The 20,901-nt window shown below is 38.8% G+C and carries 17 protein-coding genes; 1 reads left to right on the top strand and 16 read right to left on the bottom strand.

Features of this window, described 5'->3' with window-relative positions; all coding sequences use genetic code 11:
* Positions 1 to 76: 76 nt before the first annotated feature.
* The 9 genes from ACQ4QH_RS03895 to ACQ4QH_RS03855 form a co-directional block, all read right to left on the bottom strand.
* Positions 77 to 709, bottom strand: coding sequence for a hypothetical protein (locus ACQ4QH_RS03895; protein WP_150190733.1), 633 nt, complete (start codon positions 707 to 709; stop codon positions 77 to 79).
* Between the two features lie 144 nt (positions 710 to 853).
* On the bottom strand, positions 854 to 4,291 hold the full coding sequence (locus tag ACQ4QH_RS03890; RefSeq protein WP_439819329.1) for a pyruvate carboxylase: 3,438 nt from the start codon (positions 4,289 to 4,291) through the stop codon (positions 854 to 856).
* Between the two features lie 135 nt (positions 4,292 to 4,426).
* Positions 4,427 to 4,609 carry a hypothetical protein gene (locus ACQ4QH_RS03885; RefSeq protein WP_002827338.1) on the bottom strand — a complete coding sequence of 61 codons (183 nt, stop codon included), beginning with the start codon at positions 4,607 to 4,609 and terminating at the stop codon, positions 4,427 to 4,429.
* 60 nt (positions 4,610 to 4,669) lie between these two features.
* Positions 4,670 to 5,905, bottom strand: a complete 1,236-nt coding sequence (pepT, locus tag ACQ4QH_RS03880; RefSeq protein ID WP_040760202.1) for a peptidase T — start codon at positions 5,903 to 5,905, stop codon at positions 4,670 to 4,672.
* Positions 5,906 to 5,924: 19 nt separating this feature from the next.
* A complete protein-coding gene (locus ACQ4QH_RS03875) occupies positions 5,925 to 6,722 on the bottom strand; it encodes a Nif3-like dinuclear metal center hexameric protein (protein ID WP_002827340.1) in 798 nt (265 codons plus the stop codon).
* On the bottom strand, positions 6,709 to 7,410 hold the full coding sequence (locus tag ACQ4QH_RS03870) for a tRNA (adenine(22)-N(1))-methyltransferase (RefSeq protein ID WP_439819328.1): 702 nt from the start codon (positions 7,408 to 7,410) through the stop codon (positions 6,709 to 6,711). The genes ACQ4QH_RS03875 and ACQ4QH_RS03870 overlap by 14 nt, the downstream gene beginning before the upstream one ends.
* A 151-nt stretch (positions 7,411 to 7,561) precedes the next feature.
* On the bottom strand, positions 7,562 to 8,830 hold the full coding sequence (locus ACQ4QH_RS03865) for a tetratricopeptide repeat protein (protein ID WP_166434731.1): 1,269 nt from the start codon (positions 8,828 to 8,830) through the stop codon (positions 7,562 to 7,564).
* 21 nt (positions 8,831 to 8,851) lie between these two features.
* Complete coding sequence (locus ACQ4QH_RS03860) at positions 8,852 to 8,992, bottom strand: hypothetical protein (RefSeq protein ID WP_439819327.1); 141 nt, start codon at positions 8,990 to 8,992, stop codon at positions 8,852 to 8,854.
* Between the two features lie 10 nt (positions 8,993 to 9,002).
* The gene (locus tag ACQ4QH_RS03855) at positions 9,003 to 10,706 is read right to left on the bottom strand and encodes a hypothetical protein (RefSeq protein ID WP_439819326.1); all 1,704 of its coding nucleotides are present in this window, start codon (positions 10,704 to 10,706) and stop codon (positions 9,003 to 9,005) included.
* Positions 10,707 to 10,821: 115 nt separating this feature from the next.
* Here ACQ4QH_RS03855 and ACQ4QH_RS03850 point away from each other — a divergent pair, with 115 nt between their 5' ends.
* Complete coding sequence (locus tag ACQ4QH_RS03850) at positions 10,822 to 11,298, top strand: NUDIX hydrolase (RefSeq protein WP_439819325.1); 477 nt, start codon at positions 10,822 to 10,824, stop codon at positions 11,296 to 11,298.
* Between the two features lie 168 nt (positions 11,299 to 11,466).
* Here ACQ4QH_RS03850 and ACQ4QH_RS03845 read toward each other — a convergent pair whose 3' ends face one another.
* The 7 genes from ACQ4QH_RS03845 to rpsA form a co-directional block, all read right to left on the bottom strand.
* On the bottom strand, positions 11,467 to 14,673 hold the full coding sequence (locus ACQ4QH_RS03845) for an AAA family ATPase (RefSeq protein ID WP_439819324.1): 3,207 nt from the start codon (positions 14,671 to 14,673) through the stop codon (positions 11,467 to 11,469).
* Between the two features lies 1 nt (position 14,674).
* A complete protein-coding gene (locus ACQ4QH_RS03840) occupies positions 14,675 to 15,847 on the bottom strand; it encodes an exonuclease SbcCD subunit D (protein WP_439819323.1) in 1,173 nt (390 codons plus the stop codon).
* Between the two features lie 237 nt (positions 15,848 to 16,084).
* A complete protein-coding gene (locus ACQ4QH_RS03835; protein ID WP_140836918.1) occupies positions 16,085 to 16,591 on the bottom strand; it encodes an ECF transporter S component in 507 nt (168 codons plus the stop codon).
* Positions 16,592 to 16,596: 5 nt separating this feature from the next.
* Positions 16,597 to 17,403 carry a bifunctional hydroxymethylpyrimidine kinase/phosphomethylpyrimidine kinase gene (locus ACQ4QH_RS03830; protein WP_439819322.1) on the bottom strand — a complete coding sequence of 269 codons (807 nt, stop codon included), beginning with the start codon at positions 17,401 to 17,403 and terminating at the stop codon, positions 16,597 to 16,599.
* A gap of 128 nt (positions 17,404 to 17,531) precedes the next feature.
* Positions 17,532 to 17,807 carry an HU family DNA-binding protein gene (locus ACQ4QH_RS03825; RefSeq protein ID WP_002827353.1) on the bottom strand — a complete coding sequence of 92 codons (276 nt, stop codon included), beginning with the start codon at positions 17,805 to 17,807 and terminating at the stop codon, positions 17,532 to 17,534.
* Between the two features lie 207 nt (positions 17,808 to 18,014).
* A complete protein-coding gene (gene der, locus ACQ4QH_RS03820; RefSeq protein WP_140836921.1) occupies positions 18,015 to 19,325 on the bottom strand; it encodes a ribosome biogenesis GTPase Der in 1,311 nt (436 codons plus the stop codon).
* Positions 19,326 to 19,658: 333 nt separating this feature from the next.
* The gene (gene rpsA, locus ACQ4QH_RS03815) at positions 19,659 to 20,876 is read right to left on the bottom strand and encodes a 30S ribosomal protein S1 (protein WP_002827357.1); all 1,218 of its coding nucleotides are present in this window, start codon (positions 20,874 to 20,876) and stop codon (positions 19,659 to 19,661) included.
* Positions 20,877 to 20,901: the final 25 nt, after the last annotated feature.

The following is a 20,901-nucleotide window of genomic DNA, read 5'->3' as shown; positions in this document are numbered from 1 at the left end:
AAATAATTATATTACACACATTTTCAATAAATAGCAAGCATTTTGAACCAAAAAAATTAAATTTTTCTTTTGATCATTAAGATTCCGCTAGTCGCATAAAATACCAACTCAAGAATCCCATTGCCACTGCCAATATATCATTGGCCATCACATCTAAAAAGCCATGAATTGGCCATCCCAACAACGTCACGACATAAGATAGGAAATTAAATAAAACATACAGAATACCTAGTAATGTCAATGCGTTGCGGAGCGATTCGAAACGATTCTTTCTTGCTGATTTTCCTAATTGAATCATTGCAAATGCCATAATAATTATTAGCAAACCAAATACAATATCACGTATCGACACGGGTGTTGTCGTAATCGCAACGTCAATTGAAATGGGCCATACAAATTGCAACAATAGCCAAACTAACCAAGAAAGAGTTAACACCCTTAAATCTCGATCAAATGTCGCTTTTTTGGTTGCTAAGGCGTATCTAATGAGTGCAATGAGCGTAACTAATACCAAGCCACCAGCAACTAATTGTAATGTTTTAAAGACATATTCATAAGGCGTTCCCTTGGCTGTTAACATCGCCAGAGGAAATTGACTAATTTTATACGTTGGCCAAACAATTGTTCCTAAAACACTTTGTAAGATTAATAGGAGACTACCAACCATCCCCGCTCCCACAGTAATTTTTTTCTGCCACCACGGCTGCATGATGATCTCCTTATCTTGCTAAATTTTTATAAATAAAAAGAGCAAAAAGCTCTTACACCAATATAACGAATTTTTTTCTAGGCAGCAAGCCTGTTTCGTTAGTCATTTAGTAGAATGCCTTTTACTCTTTTTTGTTGTTTAATGCTAGGCTGGCTCAATCTCCAAAAGTAAGTCACCACCGTCTACCATATCTTCTGCAGATACATAAACTTGTTTGATGGTTCCATTAAATGGTGCTTGAACAGTCGTTTCCATCTTCATTGCTTCAGTAACAAGCAACGTGTCACCTTGCTTGACACTTTGACCATTTTCAACATTGACTGACAAGACACTTCCTGCCATAGTTGCACCAATTTCATGTTCATTTGATGGTTCAGCTTTTCGACGAACAACAGTCGTTGTTTGAATACTTGCATCCTGAACATCAACTTCAAGTGGTGTGCCATTCACATCAAAGTACAATGTGCGGATACCATCAACGTTTGGCTCACCAATTTCTTCAAGTTGGAAGATAACCGTTTGGCCTTCACCCATTTTAACATCAATACGCTCACCTAAGCGCATGCCTTGGAAGAAGGTTGGCGTATCTAGTACAGTCATTGGACCAAATTTATCATTATTAGCCATATAATCCAAAAAGACCTTTGGATAGAGAATATATGAAATGACTTCCTCAGCGGTTGGTTGTCGGTGTATTTTTTCTTTCAAAGCTGCTTCTTCAGTTGCAAAATCAGCCGGTGCCGTTAATTCACCCGGACGTACTGTAATCGGCTTTTGTCCCTTCAAAACAACCTTTTGCAAATCCTTTGGGAATCCTCCAACCGGCTGACCCAAATCGCCAGCAAAGAAATCAATAACCGATTGTGGGAAATCAATTGATTGTCCATTAGCTAACACCTTTTCTGGCGTTAAATCATTTTGCACCATGAACAATGCCATGTCACCAACAACCTTAGATGAAGGGGTTACCTTGATAATGTCACCAAACATCTGATTAACTGTCACATACATCTTCTTAACATCGTTCCAACGATCTCCCAGACGCAATGCCTGCGCTTGTTGTTGCAAATTAGAGTATTGACCACCCGGCATTTCGACCTCAAAGATATCCGTCTGCGTACCAGCTGTTTCGCTCATAAAGTCCCGGTAATATGGTCTTACCCCAGTCCAGTAATCATTGATTCGATTGGCTGCATGAATGTCTAACTCTGGCTGACGATCATGTCCTGTCAAAGAGTAGTAGACTGCACCCATTGATGGTTGTGATGTTGCACCTGAGAATGCTGACATCGCAACATCAATGACATCAACCCCTGCATCAACGGCTCGTGCATAAGTGTATACACCGTTACCAGTTGTATCGTGGGTGTGTAAATGAATTGGTACATCAACCTTATCCTTCAACGCACTTACCAATTGATAAGCAGCTTCTGGCTTTAATAGTGCAGCCATGTCTTTAATGGCAATGATGTGTGCACCCGCATCAACTAATTCTTGTGCAAAGTCCGTATAATACTTTAAATTATATTTCGTCCTTGATGGATCTAAAATATCACCCGTGTAAGCCATTGCGACTTCTGCTAACTTATTATTATCGCGGACATACTGGATAGACTTTTCCATCTGTGGCAACCAGTTTAAACTATCGAAAATACGGAAGACATCCATACCATTAGTAGCTGATAATCTAATAAATTCTTCTAGAACATTATCTGGATAGTTTTGATAGCCAACCGCATTTGAACCACGGAACAACATTTGCGTTAGTGTTCGTGGCATTTTCTTTCTCAAAATACGTAAACGCTCCCAAGGATCCTCACCTAAGAAACGATAAGCTGTATCAAAAGTTGCTCCACCCCACATCTCACTTGAAAACAAGTTTGGTAAGGCAAGTTGTGAATCAGCTGCGATTGCTGCCATATCCTTGGTACGTAATCGTGTCGCAAATAATGATTGATGAGCATCACGCATCGTTGTATCCGTCAGCAATACTTTATCCTGTTGCTTTAACCAATCAACGACACCATCTGGTCCCTTAGCATCTAAAACGTCCTTAGCCGTTACTAACTTCTCAGGTAGTGTTGTTTGCTGCGTTGACTCATAGTGTGTTGTGGTATATATCTTTGGTCGATCACGATCTAAACCAGGGAAGCCATTAACAGTCGTTTCAGCGACATACCGCAATACTTTACGCTCTGGATCTTTGTCTGGCAAGATTTCGAATAGTTCTGGATGGTTATCGACAAATGTTGTTGGTGCATCTGCTGCTCTAAATGTTGGGTGAGCATAAACGTTTTTCAAAAATGGAATATTTGTTTTGACACCACGGATAACAAATTCATTTAATGCACGTTGCATTTTATCAACTGCAGCAGCAAAATCAGATCCATGTGTTATCAGTTTAACAAGTAGCGAGTCAAAATAAGGTGTCACCGTGGCACCTGCATAAACATTTCCCGCATCCAAACGAACACCTGTACCACCTGGCGAACGATACCAGTCAATTTTACCCGTATCAGGCATGAAGTTATTTGCTGGATCTTCTGTTGTAATACGTGATTGAATGGCCACACCAACTGCGTGTAATTGATCTTGTTCAGGAATACTTAATGGTGCCTCATGCAAGCCATATCCTTGGGCAATCAATAATTGTGATTTTACAATATCAATACCCGTCACTTCTTCTGTCACGGTATGTTCAACTTGCACACGTGGGTTAACTTCAATGAAATAAAAATTATCACCTTCAACTAAGAACTCAACTGTTCCAGCACTTTGATAGTGAACACTACGCATCAACCGTAATGCAGCATCTTGAATACGTTGGCGCATAGCCACAGAAACTGAAACCGCTGGTGCAAATTCAATAATCTTTTGGTGACGACGTTGAATTGATGAGTCGCGTTCGAACAGATGCATCACTTCACCTTGTTCATCCGCCAAAATTTGAATCTCAACGTGCTTTGGATCACGCAAATACTTTTCCAAGTATGTATCTGGCTTACCAAAACTTTGCTTAGCTTCAGATGCGGCACGTTCAAAAGCTTCTTTTAGCTCCTCTTCGTGTTCTACCACACGCATACCACGACCACCACCACCAGCTGCTGACTTAACAAACAATGGATAACCATGAGTCTCACCAAATGCTAAAGCTTCAGCAACATCAGCAACGGGATGGTCTGTACCTGGAACTGTTGGCACATCAGCCTTAATTGCAATTTGTTTGGCGATGATCTTATCACCAAATATTTTTAAGTGTTCGACCTTAGGCCCAACAAATTTAATACCAGCAGCTTCAACAGCAGCAGCAAATTCATCATTTTCAGATAGAAAACCATATCCTGGATGGATTGCATCCACACCTGCTTGCTTTGCAATACGGATAATATCTGCAATATCTAAGTATGCAGCAATCGGCGCTTTTCCTTCGCCGACTTGATATGCTTCATCAGCCTTAAAACGATGAACCGCAAATTCATCTTCTTTTGCAAAGATAGCAACCGTCTTAATACCGAGTTCTTTTGCTGCACGTATTAACCGCACCGCAATTTCACCTCGGTTTGCAATCAACAACTTTTCCATTTGATTGAACTCCCCTTATCACCCAAATTTATGATAAACATCTCATTAAAATAACGATGTTTTCATTCAGTTTATCAGAAAAAAGCGCCACATACCACAAAATATAGTATATGACGCTTAATTTATTTTTAACAATTATTGACGATGGTTTGATTTGATTTCTTCAAATTCACCATCAAAGACATTCTCATGATGTGTTGTTTGCTGCTTAGTTTGAAAAGATGATTGATCTTGTACTCTAGCTACGACCTGCTTAATGCGCCGTGAACTCTTCCACCACCAGAGACCAATGATCAACATAATAATTAGAAAAAACATTTAATTCCCCCAATCTGATTATTAAGTACGATATCACTAATGTCTTAAATTATACTTAGCTTATTTTTCAGCATTTAAAGTCGCAATTTTAATAATTGTATCGGTTGCTTGAGCCATTACCTTCGTTGAAACATACTCATAACGTCCGTGCATGTTTTCACCCCCGGCAAATAGGTTAGGCGTTGGCAACCCCAAGAAGGTGATTTTCGAGCCATCCGTACCACCACGCACAGGTTCAATAATTGGCGCAATATCCAATTCACGCATTGCTTCAGCTGCCAAATCAACTGGTGTCATATCGTCCTTAAGAATTTCACCCATGTTGTAGTATTGATCCTTTAAAGTGAGTGTAATACGATCTGTACCTAATTCACTATTCAAGCGATCAACAATTTGCCCCATCAGTGCTTTACGGGTTTCAAATTCTTGTCGATCATGGTCACGAATAATATAGTCCATTCGTGCTTCTTCAGGAGTACCTGATAAGCTCAATAGATGGAAGAATCCCTCACGACCTTCTGTTAATTCTGGACGATCGCCAGCTGGTAGCGCATTGTGCACATCAATAGCAACCTGCAAAGCGTTTACCATTGTATCTTTAGCCGTTCCAGGATGCACATTACGTCCTTGAATTTCAACAACTGCCGAAGCAGCTGAGAAAGTTTCCCACTCTAGTTCACCAAGTGGTCCACCATCAACCGTATAAGCAAAATCTGCCCCAAATTCTGCAACATGGAAATTATCTGCCCCAATACCGATTTCCTCATCAGGACCGAATGCAAATACAAGCTTGCCGTGCTTCAACTCTGGATGAGCAATGAAATATTCTGCAGCCGATACAATTTCTGCAACACCAGCCTTGTCATCTGCACCCAATAATGTTGTTCCATCAGTTGTAATTAATGTATGACCCGCATATTTCTTTAATGATGGAAAATCTTCAATTGTTAGCGAGTAATCTTCGTTTAATTTGATTTCTGATTGGCCATCATAATCTGTCACAAATTGTGGTTGCACATTTTCTGAATTAAAATCAGCTGTATCTACGTGCGAAATAAACCCAATCGTTGGCACTTGCTTATCGATATTTGCTGACAATTCAGCAAATACATAACCATCGGACATTGTCCGCACATTTTCCAAACCAATCGTCTTTAATTCATTGGCCAAGTCTTTTAGGAATGCGACTTCTTTAGGATCAGATGGAATTGTCGTTGAATTTTCATTTGATTGCGTATTAATTTTAACGTAATCAATAAAACGATCAACTAAATTAGGGTAAAGTTCTTCTGTCATGTTGCACCTCTTTTTTTTATTAAATATAAGTATATGGGTCAGTGTTAATTGTTGATGCAAATACATCATCTATGACCCAATTATTCTCTTGCTGCCAATCAGTAATCAAATTTACCATATGCTTTTTAGCAATCGCCTCCATATGATGATCTGGATCAATAACTACAAAATCATCAGCCAAAACATCATGTGCTGTATGATAATAAAAATCCGCTGTGACATAGGCATCAGCGCCAGCAGCGATTGCCGTTGGATAGTCATCCCCACCGTCACCACCTAAAACAGCAATACGTTGAATTGGTCGTTGCAAATCATTTGCAATAACCCGCACAGCTTTAACCTGAAATAAATCACGCACAAAAGTTGCAAATTCTTTAACTGTTTGGGGCTTGGTTAACTGTCCAATTCTACCAAGTCCAGTTTGACCATCAGCATTTGGTATTAATGGTTGCACATTATTAAGTTGTAATGCTGCAGCCAACCAATCGTTCATACCATTCGCGGCTGCATCCATATTAGTATGTGCTGCATAAACGACAATGTCATGCTTAATTAACTTGGCATACATGGCATTTTGTGGCACTGACAGGTCCAAATTTTTAGCGGGATGAAACATCATTGGATGATGTGCAAAAATAAAATCAACATGTCTGTCAACAGCTTCATCCACGACTTCTGGTCGAACATCTAAAGTCGTCATGATCCGACGAACTTCTTTTTGGGGATCACCCAGTTGCAAGCCAATTGGATCTTTCTCCCAGGCTAAAGACTTCGGCGCATACGTCTCAATTTGTGCCATTAATTCACATGCTAGCATACGCAATCGCCTCCATAATCGTCTGTACTTCCTTGCCATATTCTTGATAAGCGTCACTTTCTGTTTGACCAGCAAATTCAAGTTTATTCATAATATGACGAATACGTACGACCTCTCGTTGCCATTTTTCTAACCATGCTGGTGAAGGCTCCGTTAAATTGTAGGGACCAAATTTTAACTCTTGCAAAGAATAAGTTACATTTCCTGGTTCGGTAACTAATATTTCATAGTAATGACCATCATCTGCAACGACAGCTTCATCAACCAAATGATAACTATTTTCAGCTAACCACGCTCTTACCAAATCTGTATCTATATTTGGTTGTAAAACAAGCCGATGATATCGAAATTTGTCCAATTCGCCATCCGTTAAAATTTGACAAATTAAGCGACCACCCATACCGGCAATAACGACGGTATCAATTAAGTCACTTGTTTTAATTGCTGCCAATCCATTTGCTAAACGTGGCATTAGCACATCACTAAGGCGATGACGCTGTATTTCCGTTTCAACATTAGCAAGTGGACCCGGTGCAACTTCTCCAGCAATGGCAAATGAAATATGTTTATTTAATAATAAATTGGCTGGCAAATACGCATGATCTGATCCAATATCTGCCATTCGAGCGCCATCGGGAACAAAATCAGCCACTGCAGCTAAACGTTTTGACAAATGCCAAGCGTCCATTGTCCATCCTCATTTCTATATCTTATTAATTTCTAATAATCATATTATACATTTTTAAACACACCGTGACAAACAGCATAAAACACATAAAAATAGCATACATTTCCAACGATGATAACCATCATTAAAAAAGTATGCTATATCTGTATTTTTAAAATTCGTCTTGTAAAGTTGCTACCATATCATAATCTTCAGGTACTAATTTGACATATTGTTGCAAGGCTTGCAGCGCAAGTTCACGTTCACCTTCATCTCTGAAATAATAATAGGCTGGTTTCAAGAAGTCAGGCTTATCCATAAAGAATGGCAATGCTGCATGCCAATACTTGGTTGCCATTTCAAAGTCTTCTAATGCTGTGTAACTCTGTGCCAAATTCCAATAAAGCTGTGGATTTACATCAGTATCATCATCATCAAAGAAATCATTTAGCAGATTAATATTATCAATATCATTTCCCGTTTGTACCAAGAAATCAGAATAACTTGTCACAAGAACTGAATCGTCAGGGTTATTAGCTAGTCCCTCTTTATAAAGCGCATTCGCTTGTTCATTCTCATCTAATTCAGCTGCAATTTTAGCACCTTCTTGGTAGAACTTGATATTAAAAGGATCAACAGCAATACCTTCTTGGTAAGTAAGTAATGCTTTTTTAGGCTCATGTGTTTGTATATAGAGCTGAGCTAATGGATCATATACACCAACGTAAGATGCATCAATATCACGCAATTCAGTAAAAGTTTTAATTGCCTTTTGTTGATTCTCCGGATTTGTGGCATAAGTCAAACCTAGCTGGAAACGCACATCTGGCGTCATATCAGCATCGTTAATTTGCTCTAAATAACCGAGCGCATTATCAAAATTACCAACTAACGCATACGCAACACCGATTCGCGATACAATATCCAAGCCTGAGAAGTAACGCTCACCATTTTTAATAAGTTGGCGATAATACGGAATTGCCGTCTGATACTTTGCTGTCGCAAAATAAAATTCAGCGAGCGCAAATTGAATAATTGGTTCTTCTGCATCTTGTTGATATGCCGTCAGCAGCTTATCTTCTGCAGCCTCTGTCAATCCCTCTGATTGATACAAATCTGCCGCAACCAATAAGGATTCAATATAAGCTGTTGAATCCTTTGAAATTTCTGACAAATACATCAATGCTTGATCTGTATTATCTTCATCAATCGCAATATCAGCCAATGATGTCCGTAGTTGATCTTCATCTGGATATTTATCTAGTAATTTCTTATAGGCACGCTTAGCTTGGTTAGAAAAGCCTAACCCATAGAGTTCTTCAGCCAACGAATAAATTGTGTCATCATCATCATATCTTAAAGATGATGCAAAAGATTTCTTTGCCGCATCTAACTGTCCACTCGATAATTCATCAAGCATACGTTCTGCAAAACTTGCCATAACGCCATCCTTTCTCAGCACTTAATGTTTGTTTTTTTGTGCTTTTTGTTTTGCTTGCGCGAGCAAAGCTTGTCGTGCTGATTTTTTTTGATCAGCAGTTACCTTACCCTTTTTTGCTGCACCACGAGCAAAATCATTTGATTTAATTGTTCCTTTTCCCATAAAATTCTTCCTACTTCAATGATTCATTTGTTATTGAAACAACATTAGCGACCGCAGCTCCCTTAATAGACTTAACCTTCAGATCAACTTGATCACCTGCCTGCATTAACAGAGCGGTTTGACTTTGTGAAGGATCCAAAGTGTACAGCGTTTGATCATCGGTCAGCTTAAAGACAACAACTTGTTTACTATTTAACGTCGCATTAGTATTAACGCGAGAGACTTTACCGCTAACCTTTTTGATTTTAACCTTTTGATCACTTGCGGCTGCTGACTGCACGCTACCAGCAAGGGCATTACGGTAAGATGACAGTGCGTCTGATGCATTGGCACCCTCACCAATAACATTCTGGTCAGCACCTTTAATATAGGCATACTCACGGAAACGCTCGTTATTATCCATCATCGAAACAACCCAAGTTGGAGTTCCATCAATATTCATAATAACTGGATTCGAGCCATGCCATTTATTCTGTGGATGTAACTGCTTAGCAACTTTCATCGCACCTTCAGAATCCATGATACCAACATTTTTACCGGTATAGAACCGTAATTGACCAGTTCGTGTGTCTACTAGTGAATAGCCCTTATCCGAATCCGCATTTGAACGTACCGTTGTAAAATCATCAAAATATGCCAATGACCCATTAACATTAAACATAGGGGTCACGCCACTTTCAGAACCATTCTCAGTTGGTTTGATTTGATTTTTGTGTCGGAAATTAAATGCATATGGATTACCATATGTTCGATTCATTAAGGTTGCTGCCTCAGGTGAAACACCAACATCGACCCATTTTGGTAATTCATTTGTTTTATAAACTTTTGTTTGCCCACTGTCTGCGCTAGTAATTGCAACATGAATATTATCAAACAATAATTGACCAGCCCATCGAACACGTAATAGGGTTTGTACCCAATAGGTTTTGCCATGATTATCAACTTCTAAAATTGGCTCACCAACTTGTTGATATCGTGGATTAGCCATATAAATTTTACGAGCAATGCTATGCGAGAACCAACTCGTTTCAGAATAAGCCATATCATTTTTCACGAAGTGTGCTGTGTCATTAATATCAGTTGCTGAAATGATAAAATAACCTGGTAATTCACGATTCATAAACCATGATACAAAACCATTAAATTCTACTGGCGCTACATAATATGGCTTTCCTTTAATATATTGTGCCGATAAATCACCTAATTCATACATTGACGAATCTGGCACTTGTGAGAAAGCCTTTTTCATCATATTTTTTGCTGCTTGTGCTGACAAAGCAATTGGCTGATCGTCCTTAGTCAACGGTGCTTCTTTATGGTGTTCTGCTTGGACAGAATGATACATTGGTCGCACAGTTAGTGCCTTTGATACGCCTGCAGATACTGATATACCAATAGCTACAAACGGAATAATAAATGGCCAAAAAGTAATGCCCTGTACACTAAATGAACGTTTACCATTCGTCACTCGCTCAACTAGGACAGACGATGCACCAGTAATCACCGACCAAATACTGATTAGCGTGGTTTCAATTGCCACTGGTATTACTAATTGTGATAGTGTCGGCACTGGCATCCACCAATACACAAAAATAGCATTCATGACAGTAACAATACCAACTGCCAACCAATCTAATTTGCTAAGCCTTAAATTTTTTGCCCATAGAAACGTCACAATAGCCGTAATTTCCAGAACTAAAAATGATGTAATCATGCATTTCTCCTCATATAAAATAGATACCATAATTGTACCATAATATCAGCCTTTTTTAAGTTTCCCACCGGTATGCTATGATGAACTTAGACACTAACTTAGGAGGCTGCCATTAATGGTTATGGAACAATACTTTAAGAATTTACGTAAAAAAATTGGCCATGAGGAAATTATTATGCCAGGTGTTGCTGGTGTTTTGTTTGATGAGACGCATCAAAAAGTTCTCATGGAGCAACGTGGTGACGGCGAAATCGGCTGGAGTCTTGTTGGTGGTATGCAGAATTTAGGTGAATCTGCCCCAACATCACTCATTCGTGAATATAAAGAAGAAACCGGTATTGATGTTAAAATTAAGGCATTAATTGGTGTTGATACCAATTTTCATCATACGTTCCCTTCAGGTGACAAAGCACAAATTCCAATGTTTCTTTTTGAAGTTGAAAGAGTTGGTGGTACACTCATTGCCGACGGTGACGAGACATTGTCGCTAAAATTTGTCCCACTGTCTGAGCAACCCAAGATGTACAACAAACAGCATCAATTAGCTATCGATCAAATTAGCAATCAAGTGCCCTATGGCTGGTACTTTTAACCGCAAATAGCGTAAGAGGTTGGGACTATAGCAGTTCCAACCTCTTTATGCTAAAAATGTATTAATTATAAACTTGTAAATTTAATAGCATAAACGCGTTCCAAAAGTCTGAAGCCTCAATGTAACGCAATTTGCGCACCGGCTTCAAAACAACTTTTGTCTCGCTCTCTAAAGCATATGCATAGTCAATTTACTGCGTCCATTACCTAATTTTTTAACTGCTAACTGTTGCGGAATTTGCTGTTTCATTGACGTAACGTGCGAAATAATACCCACTAATCGGCCACTCTGCTCAACCATACTCAAAGCTTCCATAGCTTGTGAAAGCGTTTGTTCATCAAGTGAGCCAAAGCCCTCATCAATAAAGAGCGCGTCAATTTTTGCACCACCTGCTCGATGCTGGACAATTTCAGCCATTGAAAGGGCAATCGAAAGCGCTGCAATGAATGACTCCCCACCGGATAGTGTACTCGTCGCTCTGATTTTACCGCCATCTTGATCATAGATGTCAATGTCTAAGCCATTTTGATTTGCTCGACCTGCTTGTCGATCTGACAAAATAAATTGGTATCGGCCAGCGGATAGAACACCAATATAATGACGATTAGCATACTCTAACACATCATATAAGAAGCGCCCTAAAATGAATGATTCGAGCCGTAATCGCTTGTCGTTGTTACCATCAACTGCTTGCACCAATGCGAATAGATCTTTACCAGCAGCTTGTTGCGCCAACCATTCATCTTGTAATTTCTGTACCGACAGCTCAATCTTTATTTGTTGATCTAATTGTGCTTTCTTAGCCGTATAATCAGCAACCTGTTGCTCAACAAAAGTTTGTTGTTCATTAACAAGTCCTTGCAATTTTTCTAAGTCAGGATGATTTTCATTACCAATTTGGTGTTGTAAATCTGCTACTTCTGAAGACAAGTTTTTGATGCTTGTCTGGTAAGCCATAATCTCATCACGCAATTGATTGATTTCGTCTGGATTTTGTTGTAAATGTGTCATCAAGTCTGAAAATGCTGTCCAATCTTTAACCGGGCCTTCATCAATTGACTCATTTAAAATCTTCTGTTCATTGACTAAATCGTCTTGAATTTGCTGTAATTTTTGCTGAACGCCTGTCAATTGTTGTTGCTTTTCCTGCTGACTATTTTCGTTAGTTAACAATTGTTCTCTTAACTTTGTCCCAAAGCCCTCATATTGTTTGATTTCAGTTTGAAGTCGCTCAATTTTTTGTTCATAGGCCATCTCCGATAGTAATCCTTCAGATGTACCAGTGAGTTGCTCAATTTCCTCAGTCAAATCCTGCTTGGTATTTTTCTGTAAGACTAGAGTCTGATTATTTTCAACTATTTTATCCTTAATTTGTTGCACTTGCTGCTGTTTCGTGACAATATCCTGTGATAACACATCAATCTGCACCTTAGTATCACGCATAAAGTCTAATGCCAATTGCCCAGTCTCTTTGAGTAAATTATTGTCAAAGGCAGTTGGTAATTGACTGAAAGATTGATCTAAAGTCCCCATGATCTGCTGCCAGTCGGTTTTTAATTGCTCATAAAGATGTGCTATTTCATTTTTTCGTGACGTCAACCAGACTTGTTCACTATCAATTTTAGTTAAACTAGTCTGGTGATCCGTTTTAACTTTGGCTAACTGTGCAGTCGCTTTTCTAACTGCTAGCTCCGTCTCTTCAACAGCTTGAATGGCATTTTTTAAATCTATATATGAAATTGAACTATCCATTTCATGTTCATGCTGTTGCCCTTGGTAAATCTGGCCACAAATGATACAAGGCTCACCAACCTGTAATTCTTGCTTTAGTTGCTGAATTAAGATATTCCGACGTAAAGATTGCTGTTCCTTTAATTTTTGAAGTTGCAAAGCTTGGTTATTTTCTGCCGTAGCCACTTGTCCTGCTAATTCGGTTGCTTGTGCTTTTATTTCTTTTAAAGTTATCTGGCGGGAGTCATACTCACTACTTTTTTCATCTAGAGACGCTATCTGTGAAATCAACCTTGTTAAATTAATTTCATTTACGGCAATTTTCTGTTTATCAGATAAATGTTTTTGTTGTGTAGCTAAGTCGCTTTGAGCAGTTTGGCATTGTCCTGTTAAGACTTGTTGTGTTTGTTCTCCTGACTTTATTGCTGCAATCGCTTGTTGCAATTTTTCTTGAGCTTTCGTCAGTTGACGCGATTTAGGAAGTAAATCACTTTGAATTTGTTGTAGCGTCACCCGTTTCTCAGCAATGTTTTCCTGTTGTTCATTATGCTTTGCTTGCGCGTCCTTTAAACTCGATTGTTGTTGTTTTAGGACACTTATTGCTTTATCAATTTGTTGCTTATTTTCTGACGTTTCATTAAGTTGCGCATTCAATTGATCTTGCTTATCAACTATTGAACGTTGTGCTGCACCCCAACGTAATGTGCGCAACCAAACTGTTTTCTGGTCAATTTCTGGTTTAAACGTCTTTTTTTCTTGTAAATCTTGTTGTCGTTTTGCTAATTGTGTATATAAATCAGCAATTCGTCGTCCATCTTGATATTCTTGCTGCACAGATTGCAATTTTTTTCGAGCAACTGCTAGCTGATTACCTTGCTCAGTTATTGTCACCCGCATATCTTTATTCATCTGAATCAAGACTGCCAATTTTTCTTCTGCAGTTGGCGCGCTTGTTTCAATATCATCTTGTGGCCAACTAATTTGATTTAGTCGTTCATTTCGTTGAAAAACAATTTTTTCCAAATTACTGTCAGATATTTTTTGTTGTTGCTTTAACTCATTAGTAAATTGATCAAAAATTGCTGTACCAAATAATTGGCGTAAAATTACCTTTTTTTCATCACTTTGAGCACTTAAAAATTCACGAAATTTATCTTGCGGTAACAAAATGATTTTGCGAAATTGTTCAGCATTCAAATGCAATAATTCTTTAATTTGGTCATTAACAACAGTCGCCTTATCTCCTAGTGCAGCAACAGGCGTTTTGAGTGTGTTGTCGACTTCTAAAAGAGAAACCGTGGCTTTATGAGCGGTTAAATCCAAATCTGATTTTGCTCCCCGCTTTTTTTTCAGCATCTGCGTTGGTGTTCGTTTAATTTCATAGAAATGACCATTATGTTCGAACCAAAAAATGACTTTTGTTTCAGAAACTGTATCCGCAAATTCACTGCGCATATCTTCCGGTTGGCGTTCACCAGTGCCTTCACCAAATAACGCATAGGTCATACCATCAAATATAGTTGTCTTACCAGCACCTGTATCACCTGTGATTAAGAATAATTTAGATTCTGTAAAATTCGAAAAATCAATCACTGCATGATCATACGGTCCAAAATTGTTCAACTGTAATTTTATAGGACGCATATTAGTTTTCTTCCTCCTGTTGATGTAGCTGGCTCAAAGTATCATCAATAAGTTTTTTTTGATTGTTATTTAACTGTTTACCAGTTACAAATTGATAAAAATTAGCAATCATGACATCATCGTTACCATCATCAGCTTTAATTTCCGGTATATCCTGTCGATTCTGAACTAATTTTGGCAAATCATATTTAACTTCTACAACATCCCCATAAATTTCAGCTAACATCGCCCGTGCATTCGTTGCCGTGACATGTCCCTGAATTTTAATACTAAAATAATTTTTATGACCTCGTTCGTATTGCTGATAAAAATCGGCATCAATTAATTGTTCAAACGTACCAGTTAACAGAATCAAATCCTTTTTAGGTAACAAAGGGTGCCAACTTGTTCTCACTTGATGATTTTTGATTTCAACAATATAGACCCCTTTTTCAGACTGGGCTTCTTTGGTATTAAATTTAATTGGTGAACCTGAATATTGCACAACATCACTCGGACTAGCTTGTCGTAGATGTAAATGTCCGAGCGCAACATAATCAAAATCCTGAAATAGTTGGTCATCCAAGCCTCGCAATCCACCAACTTGTGAGTTTGTTTCACTAGTAAACTCATAATCTTGATTTTTACTACCAACAACGTAGTAGTGGGTCACTAATACATGGTTCATTTCTGGTTTAAACTGGGCAACCATCTCTGACACGATACGAGGCATAACCTGATTAATTGTTTGATACTGAGATGCTTCGTCCTCTGTTATACCGTAATAAACACGGGCCATTGAAGGTTCAATGAAAGGCAATAAAAATATTTGTGTATCCTGTGTCTCAACTGGTTTAAAGGTATCTGCAAGGGTTGTATTTAAATATAATTGATTTTTTTCACGCCACTCACGCCCTGCGCCCAACCTGGTTGCACCATCATGATTTCCTGAAACAGCATAAATGGGCATTTTAAACGTTATATTTAGATCTTTTAACATACCTTCTAAACTGTTGACTGCTGAAATAGGTGCAATACCCCGATCATACAAATCACCAGCGATAATTACACCATCTACTTCTTCCTTAACTGCTAAATCCCTAATTTGTTGATAAGCTGTTTGCTGCTCTGCCAGTAGTGAGTAGCCCCCTAACTCCTTACCAATGTGCCAGTCAGCTGTATGTAAAAACTTCATAATCAAATTTTCCTCTAATTTTCATTGATTATTTAACTATTAATTGTCATTCTAAAGGTTATTTTTCAGTTAGAAAACAAAAAGAAGTTGGGACAAAGGAAAATGTGCCAACTTCTTTTTGCTAAAAATATCTTAATTAAAAGCACGGCAATTTAATTGCATAAACACGTTCCAAAAGTCTGAAGCCTCAATGTAGCGCAATTTGTCTCGCTTTTTTATAACTTGATATTTTTTTCATTAACGTATCCACTTACGCAATGGTACGCTCACAATCAATGCCAAAATAAAACCAACTAAGACTTGGACAATATTAGCAGGCACATCCGTTAAACCAGCTAATGCTGCTGATTGCAAAGACATCTTTGAGCCACCTGTAACCCAAAGTAAGAAAGTACCTGCTACCCAATAGCCAACTACCATTGTCAAACCGCCTAAGAAATTCCCTAATATACGGACACCGACTGTTTTTTCAACATTATAGTGCCCAATAATCCAGCCTTCTGTTCCGTGAATAATCAATGAAAAAAACATCCATTGTGGATAGCCCGCAAATAAATCCAACAAAAAACCAGTCAATCCACCAACTGCCAGACCCATTTTAGGTCCAAAATGCCAAGCACCAATAAAAATACCCGTTTCAACCAAAGAGACAAATCCGGTGGGTGTTGGTAATTTAGCGACGTAACTTAATACAATATTAATGGCGATTAAAACCGCCCCGATAGTGAGTTGTTTTGTTTTCATTTATTTTACCCCTTACGCCGGCGTGCTGCCTGCCAAACATTACCAATCTTAAAATCATCATTTAAATTAACACCATGCAAAATACCATGATGGACAAAATCTTTTGCATCATCAATCGCCATTAACACGGGAACATTTTGAGCGATTTGACTGGCAATTGCCGCAGAAAATGTACAGCCTGCACCATTATTAAATGGTCGTGCTATTTTGGGTAATTTAATAATTTTTTTTGTATCTTCAGAAATCACTGCATCTGATGCCATGTCACCGTCTAAGCGAACACCACCTTTAACAACAACCGTCTTGGGACCGATTTTATGAAGCATTTCAGCAACCGTCAATAGGCCAGCCTCAGAATGAATGGTCTGTTGTGTTAGTAACTCGGCCTCAATCAGATTAGGTGTCACAACCGTTGCTAATGGTAATAACTTTTGCTTAATTGCAGTGGTTAATTCTGAGGCATTAACTGAATCAGTTTCTTTAAATGCCATCACTGGATCAATCACTATTGGCACCTGTCCAACATATTGTTTTATAAACTGACTAACTAAATCAATATGTGCAACAGAGGGTAACAAACCGACTTTAATTCCCTTAATGTCTGACAACTCTCCCAGGGACGTCAATTGCTTCGCCAACACAGATATTGGTACCTCATGGATATCAAAATCGTGTTGATTAACAGTCACAATGCTTGTAATTGCACTTAAGCCAAACAAACCATATTCATTGAACGTTGATAAATCAGCTTGAACACCACCGCCAGATAAAATATCAGAACCAGCGATTGTTATGATTTTCCCTACCACCATCGCAATACCTCTTTTACAATAATTAAATTTAAGTTTAGCACAAATTACTGACTGTAAACATAGACTTATTAAGCGTAGGTACAAAAAAAGAAGTCGTGTGTTACCACGACTTCTTTTTTTGATACAACTTACTTGATTGCATCCTTCAATGCCTTACCAGGCTTGAATGCAGGAATCTTTGATGCAGCAATCTCGATTTCCTCACCAGTTTGTGGGTTGCGACCCTTACGAGCTGCACGAGAACGTACTTCAAAGTTACCAAAGCCAATTAATTGGACTTTTTCACCCTTTGCCAAAGTTTCTTGGATTGAAGCAAACACTGCATCAACTGCAGCAGTTGCATCCTTCTTTGTCAAACCAGTTGCAGTTGCAACATCAGTTACTAATTCTTGCTTGTTAGCCATTTAGTTTTCCTCCTGCATAGGTATTATTAGCTAAGTGCCAATAAATTTAGATTGAATCTGTAATTAGATTTCGATATTTAGAATATCATAATTATACGCTTCTTACAAGTAAAAAATGTCTTAAAACGTTGATATGACAAGGTTTTTGTCATATCCTTAAACATTTTCATAAAATTGTGATGAAAGAAGCTTAGATTAAGTTTATTTTTATTTTCGTGCTCGTTTAATCAAATGAATTGGTGTTCCTGTAAAATCAAATGATTTACGAATTTGATTCTCTAGGAAACGTTCATATGAAAAGTGCATCAACTCAGGATCATTTACAAAGACAACAAACGTTGGTGGTTGAATAGCAACTTGTGTCGCATAATAAACACGCAATCGCTTACCATTAACTGTTGAAGTTGGGTTTAGTGCCAAGGCATCCATAATAACTTCATTTAACGTTGCTGACTGAATGCGCTTTTGATGATTATCATTTACTTGCTTGATTAAGGCTGGTAATTTATTCAAACGTTGCTTAGTCATAGCAGAAACAAAAACAATTGGTGCATATGACAAGTATTGGAACTCTTGACGAATCTGATTTTCAAAATCAGCCATCGTATGATTATCCTTTTCAAGGGTATCCCACTTGTTCACAACAATAATTACAGCTCGACCAGCTTCATGCGCATAACCTGCCACATGTTTATCTTGTTCGCGAATACCTTCCTCCGCATTCAAGACAACCAACACGACGTTGGAATCATCAATGGCACGCATAGCACGCATAACCGAATATTTTTCAGTTGATTCATACACTTTACCACGCTTACGAATTCCGGCGGTATCGACCATAACGAATTCATCACCATCAGCTGAAGTAAATCTTGTGTCAATTGCATCACGTGTTGTTCCGGAAATGTCCGAAACGATCACTCGTTCTTCGCCTAAAATAGCATTTACTAATGATGACTTACCAACATTTGGACGACCGATGAATGAAAAACGTACTGCATCGTCTTCTTCTTGTGCCTCAATCTCTGGGAAATTAGCAACAACTTGGTCTAGTAAGTCTCCTAATCCCGTACCATGTGCACCAGAAATTGGATATGGATCACCAAATCCTAATGCATAAAATTCATAGATTTCTGATCGCAATTCAATATTATCAACTTTATTAACAGCCAAAACAACCGGTTTTTTTGATCGATATAATATCTTAGCAACACGTTCATCAGCTTCTGTCAATCCTTCACGGGCTGAAACCATGAAAACAATCACGTCAGCTTCGTCAATCGCAATTTCAGCTTGTTGCACAATTTGTGACATAAATGGTTCATCACCCATGTCAATTCCACCGGTATCAATTAATCGAAATTCATGAGTCAACCATTCAGCACGCGTGTAAATACGATCACGTGTGACACCTGGTGTATCCTCTACAATTGAAATTCGATCACCCGCGATGCGGTTAAAAATTGTTGATTTACCAACGTTTGGACGACCAACAACAGCCACAACAGGAAATCCCATATTATCCTCTTTTCTGAATCACAAAGATTATTGCAATTCGTTTTAATTTGTATACGCTATGTTTAATATTAACATGAATTAATACGAAACAAAAATTAGAGAGCAAGACAAAAGTCGTTTTGAAGCCGGTGTGTAACGTGATTTGCGCCATTTTTGCCGTAGCAAAGCGAAGGACAGGAATGGCATAAATTGCGTTACATTGAGGCTTCAGACTTTTGGAACGCATTTATGCTATCAAACTAACATGCGTTTAATTAATAACTTTTAGCACAAAAATTAGAGGCTGAGACAACATCTGTCCCAGCCTCTAACTGTTTTAAACTATTCTAATGCTTAGTTAAAATCTTTGAAGATGTCACCAAAAGCATCACCTAACGTTGCTGAACCTTCTTCTTCAGAAGTTGAGTAGTTAGTAGGTGCAGATTGGCGAGGGCGACGTGAACGACGAGGACGATCATTTTCCTCGTGTGCAGGTGCCTCTTCCAAAGCCTTGATTGACAATGACAAACGTTGACGTTCTGGGTTAACATCCAAAACCTTAACTTGAACCTTGTCACCAGCCTTCAATACATCACTAGGGTTAGCAATGTGCTTGTGTGAGATTTGTGAAACGTGAACCAAACCTTCAACACCTGGGAACACTTCAACGAATGCACCAAAGTCAACCACGCGCTTAACAGTTCCTTCTAGAACTGTACCAGCTGGTGCCTTTTCAGCAGCTGCATCCCAAGGTCCTGGTTGTGTAGCCTTGATTGACAATGAGATACGCTCACGTTCTGGATCCAAGCCCAAAACCTTAACCTTAACTTCTTCACCAACTGACAAAACGTCTGAAGGTTGTGAAACGCGTTCGTGTGAGATTTCAGATACGTGTACCAATCCATCAACACCACCAAGGTCAATAAATGCACCAAAGTTAGTCATACGAGCAACTTTACCTTCAATGACATCACCAACTGATAGTTCATCAAAGATGCGTGCCAAAGCAGCTGAGCGCTCTTCATTCAACACATCACGACGTGACAAGATCAAACGGCTATCTGCAGCATTGATTTCAATAATCTTTGCACGGATAGTTTGACCCTTGTATTGGTTCAAATCTTGCACGAAACGGTTCTCAATCATTGAAGCAGGTACGAATCCACGTACACCTTCAACATCAACAACCAAACCACCCTTAACGGCTTGCGTTACTGGGGCTTCCACAATGTCGTCAACACTGTGCTTGCTTGCGATTTCTTCCCAAGCACGACGAGCTTCAAGACGACGCTTTGACAATAGGTATGATCCACCTTCCTTGTCAGAACCGATAGTTGATACAACTACCAAATCCAACACGTCTCCAACCTTGACAAGGTCATTTACGTCCGCATCGCGGTCAGTTGTCAATTCGCGCAAAGGAATTACACCTTCAACGCCGGCACCTTCAATACCTACGATAACTTGACGATTATCATCAATTGCCAAGACTTCACCCTTAACTACATCGCCAACTTTAACTTCGGCTACGCTGTCAAGAGCTGCCAATAGCTCGTTGTTCTCTTCGTTCATTACAATATATCCTCCTGGTCACACG

It is taken from the genome of Weissella paramesenteroides (genome assembly GCF_051903945.1).
GTDB lineage: Bacteria > Bacillota > Bacilli > Lactobacillales > Lactobacillaceae > Weissella > Weissella paramesenteroides_A.
Note: the sequence above shows the minus strand (reverse complement) of the source record. Positions and strands in the feature narration are given on the sequence as shown.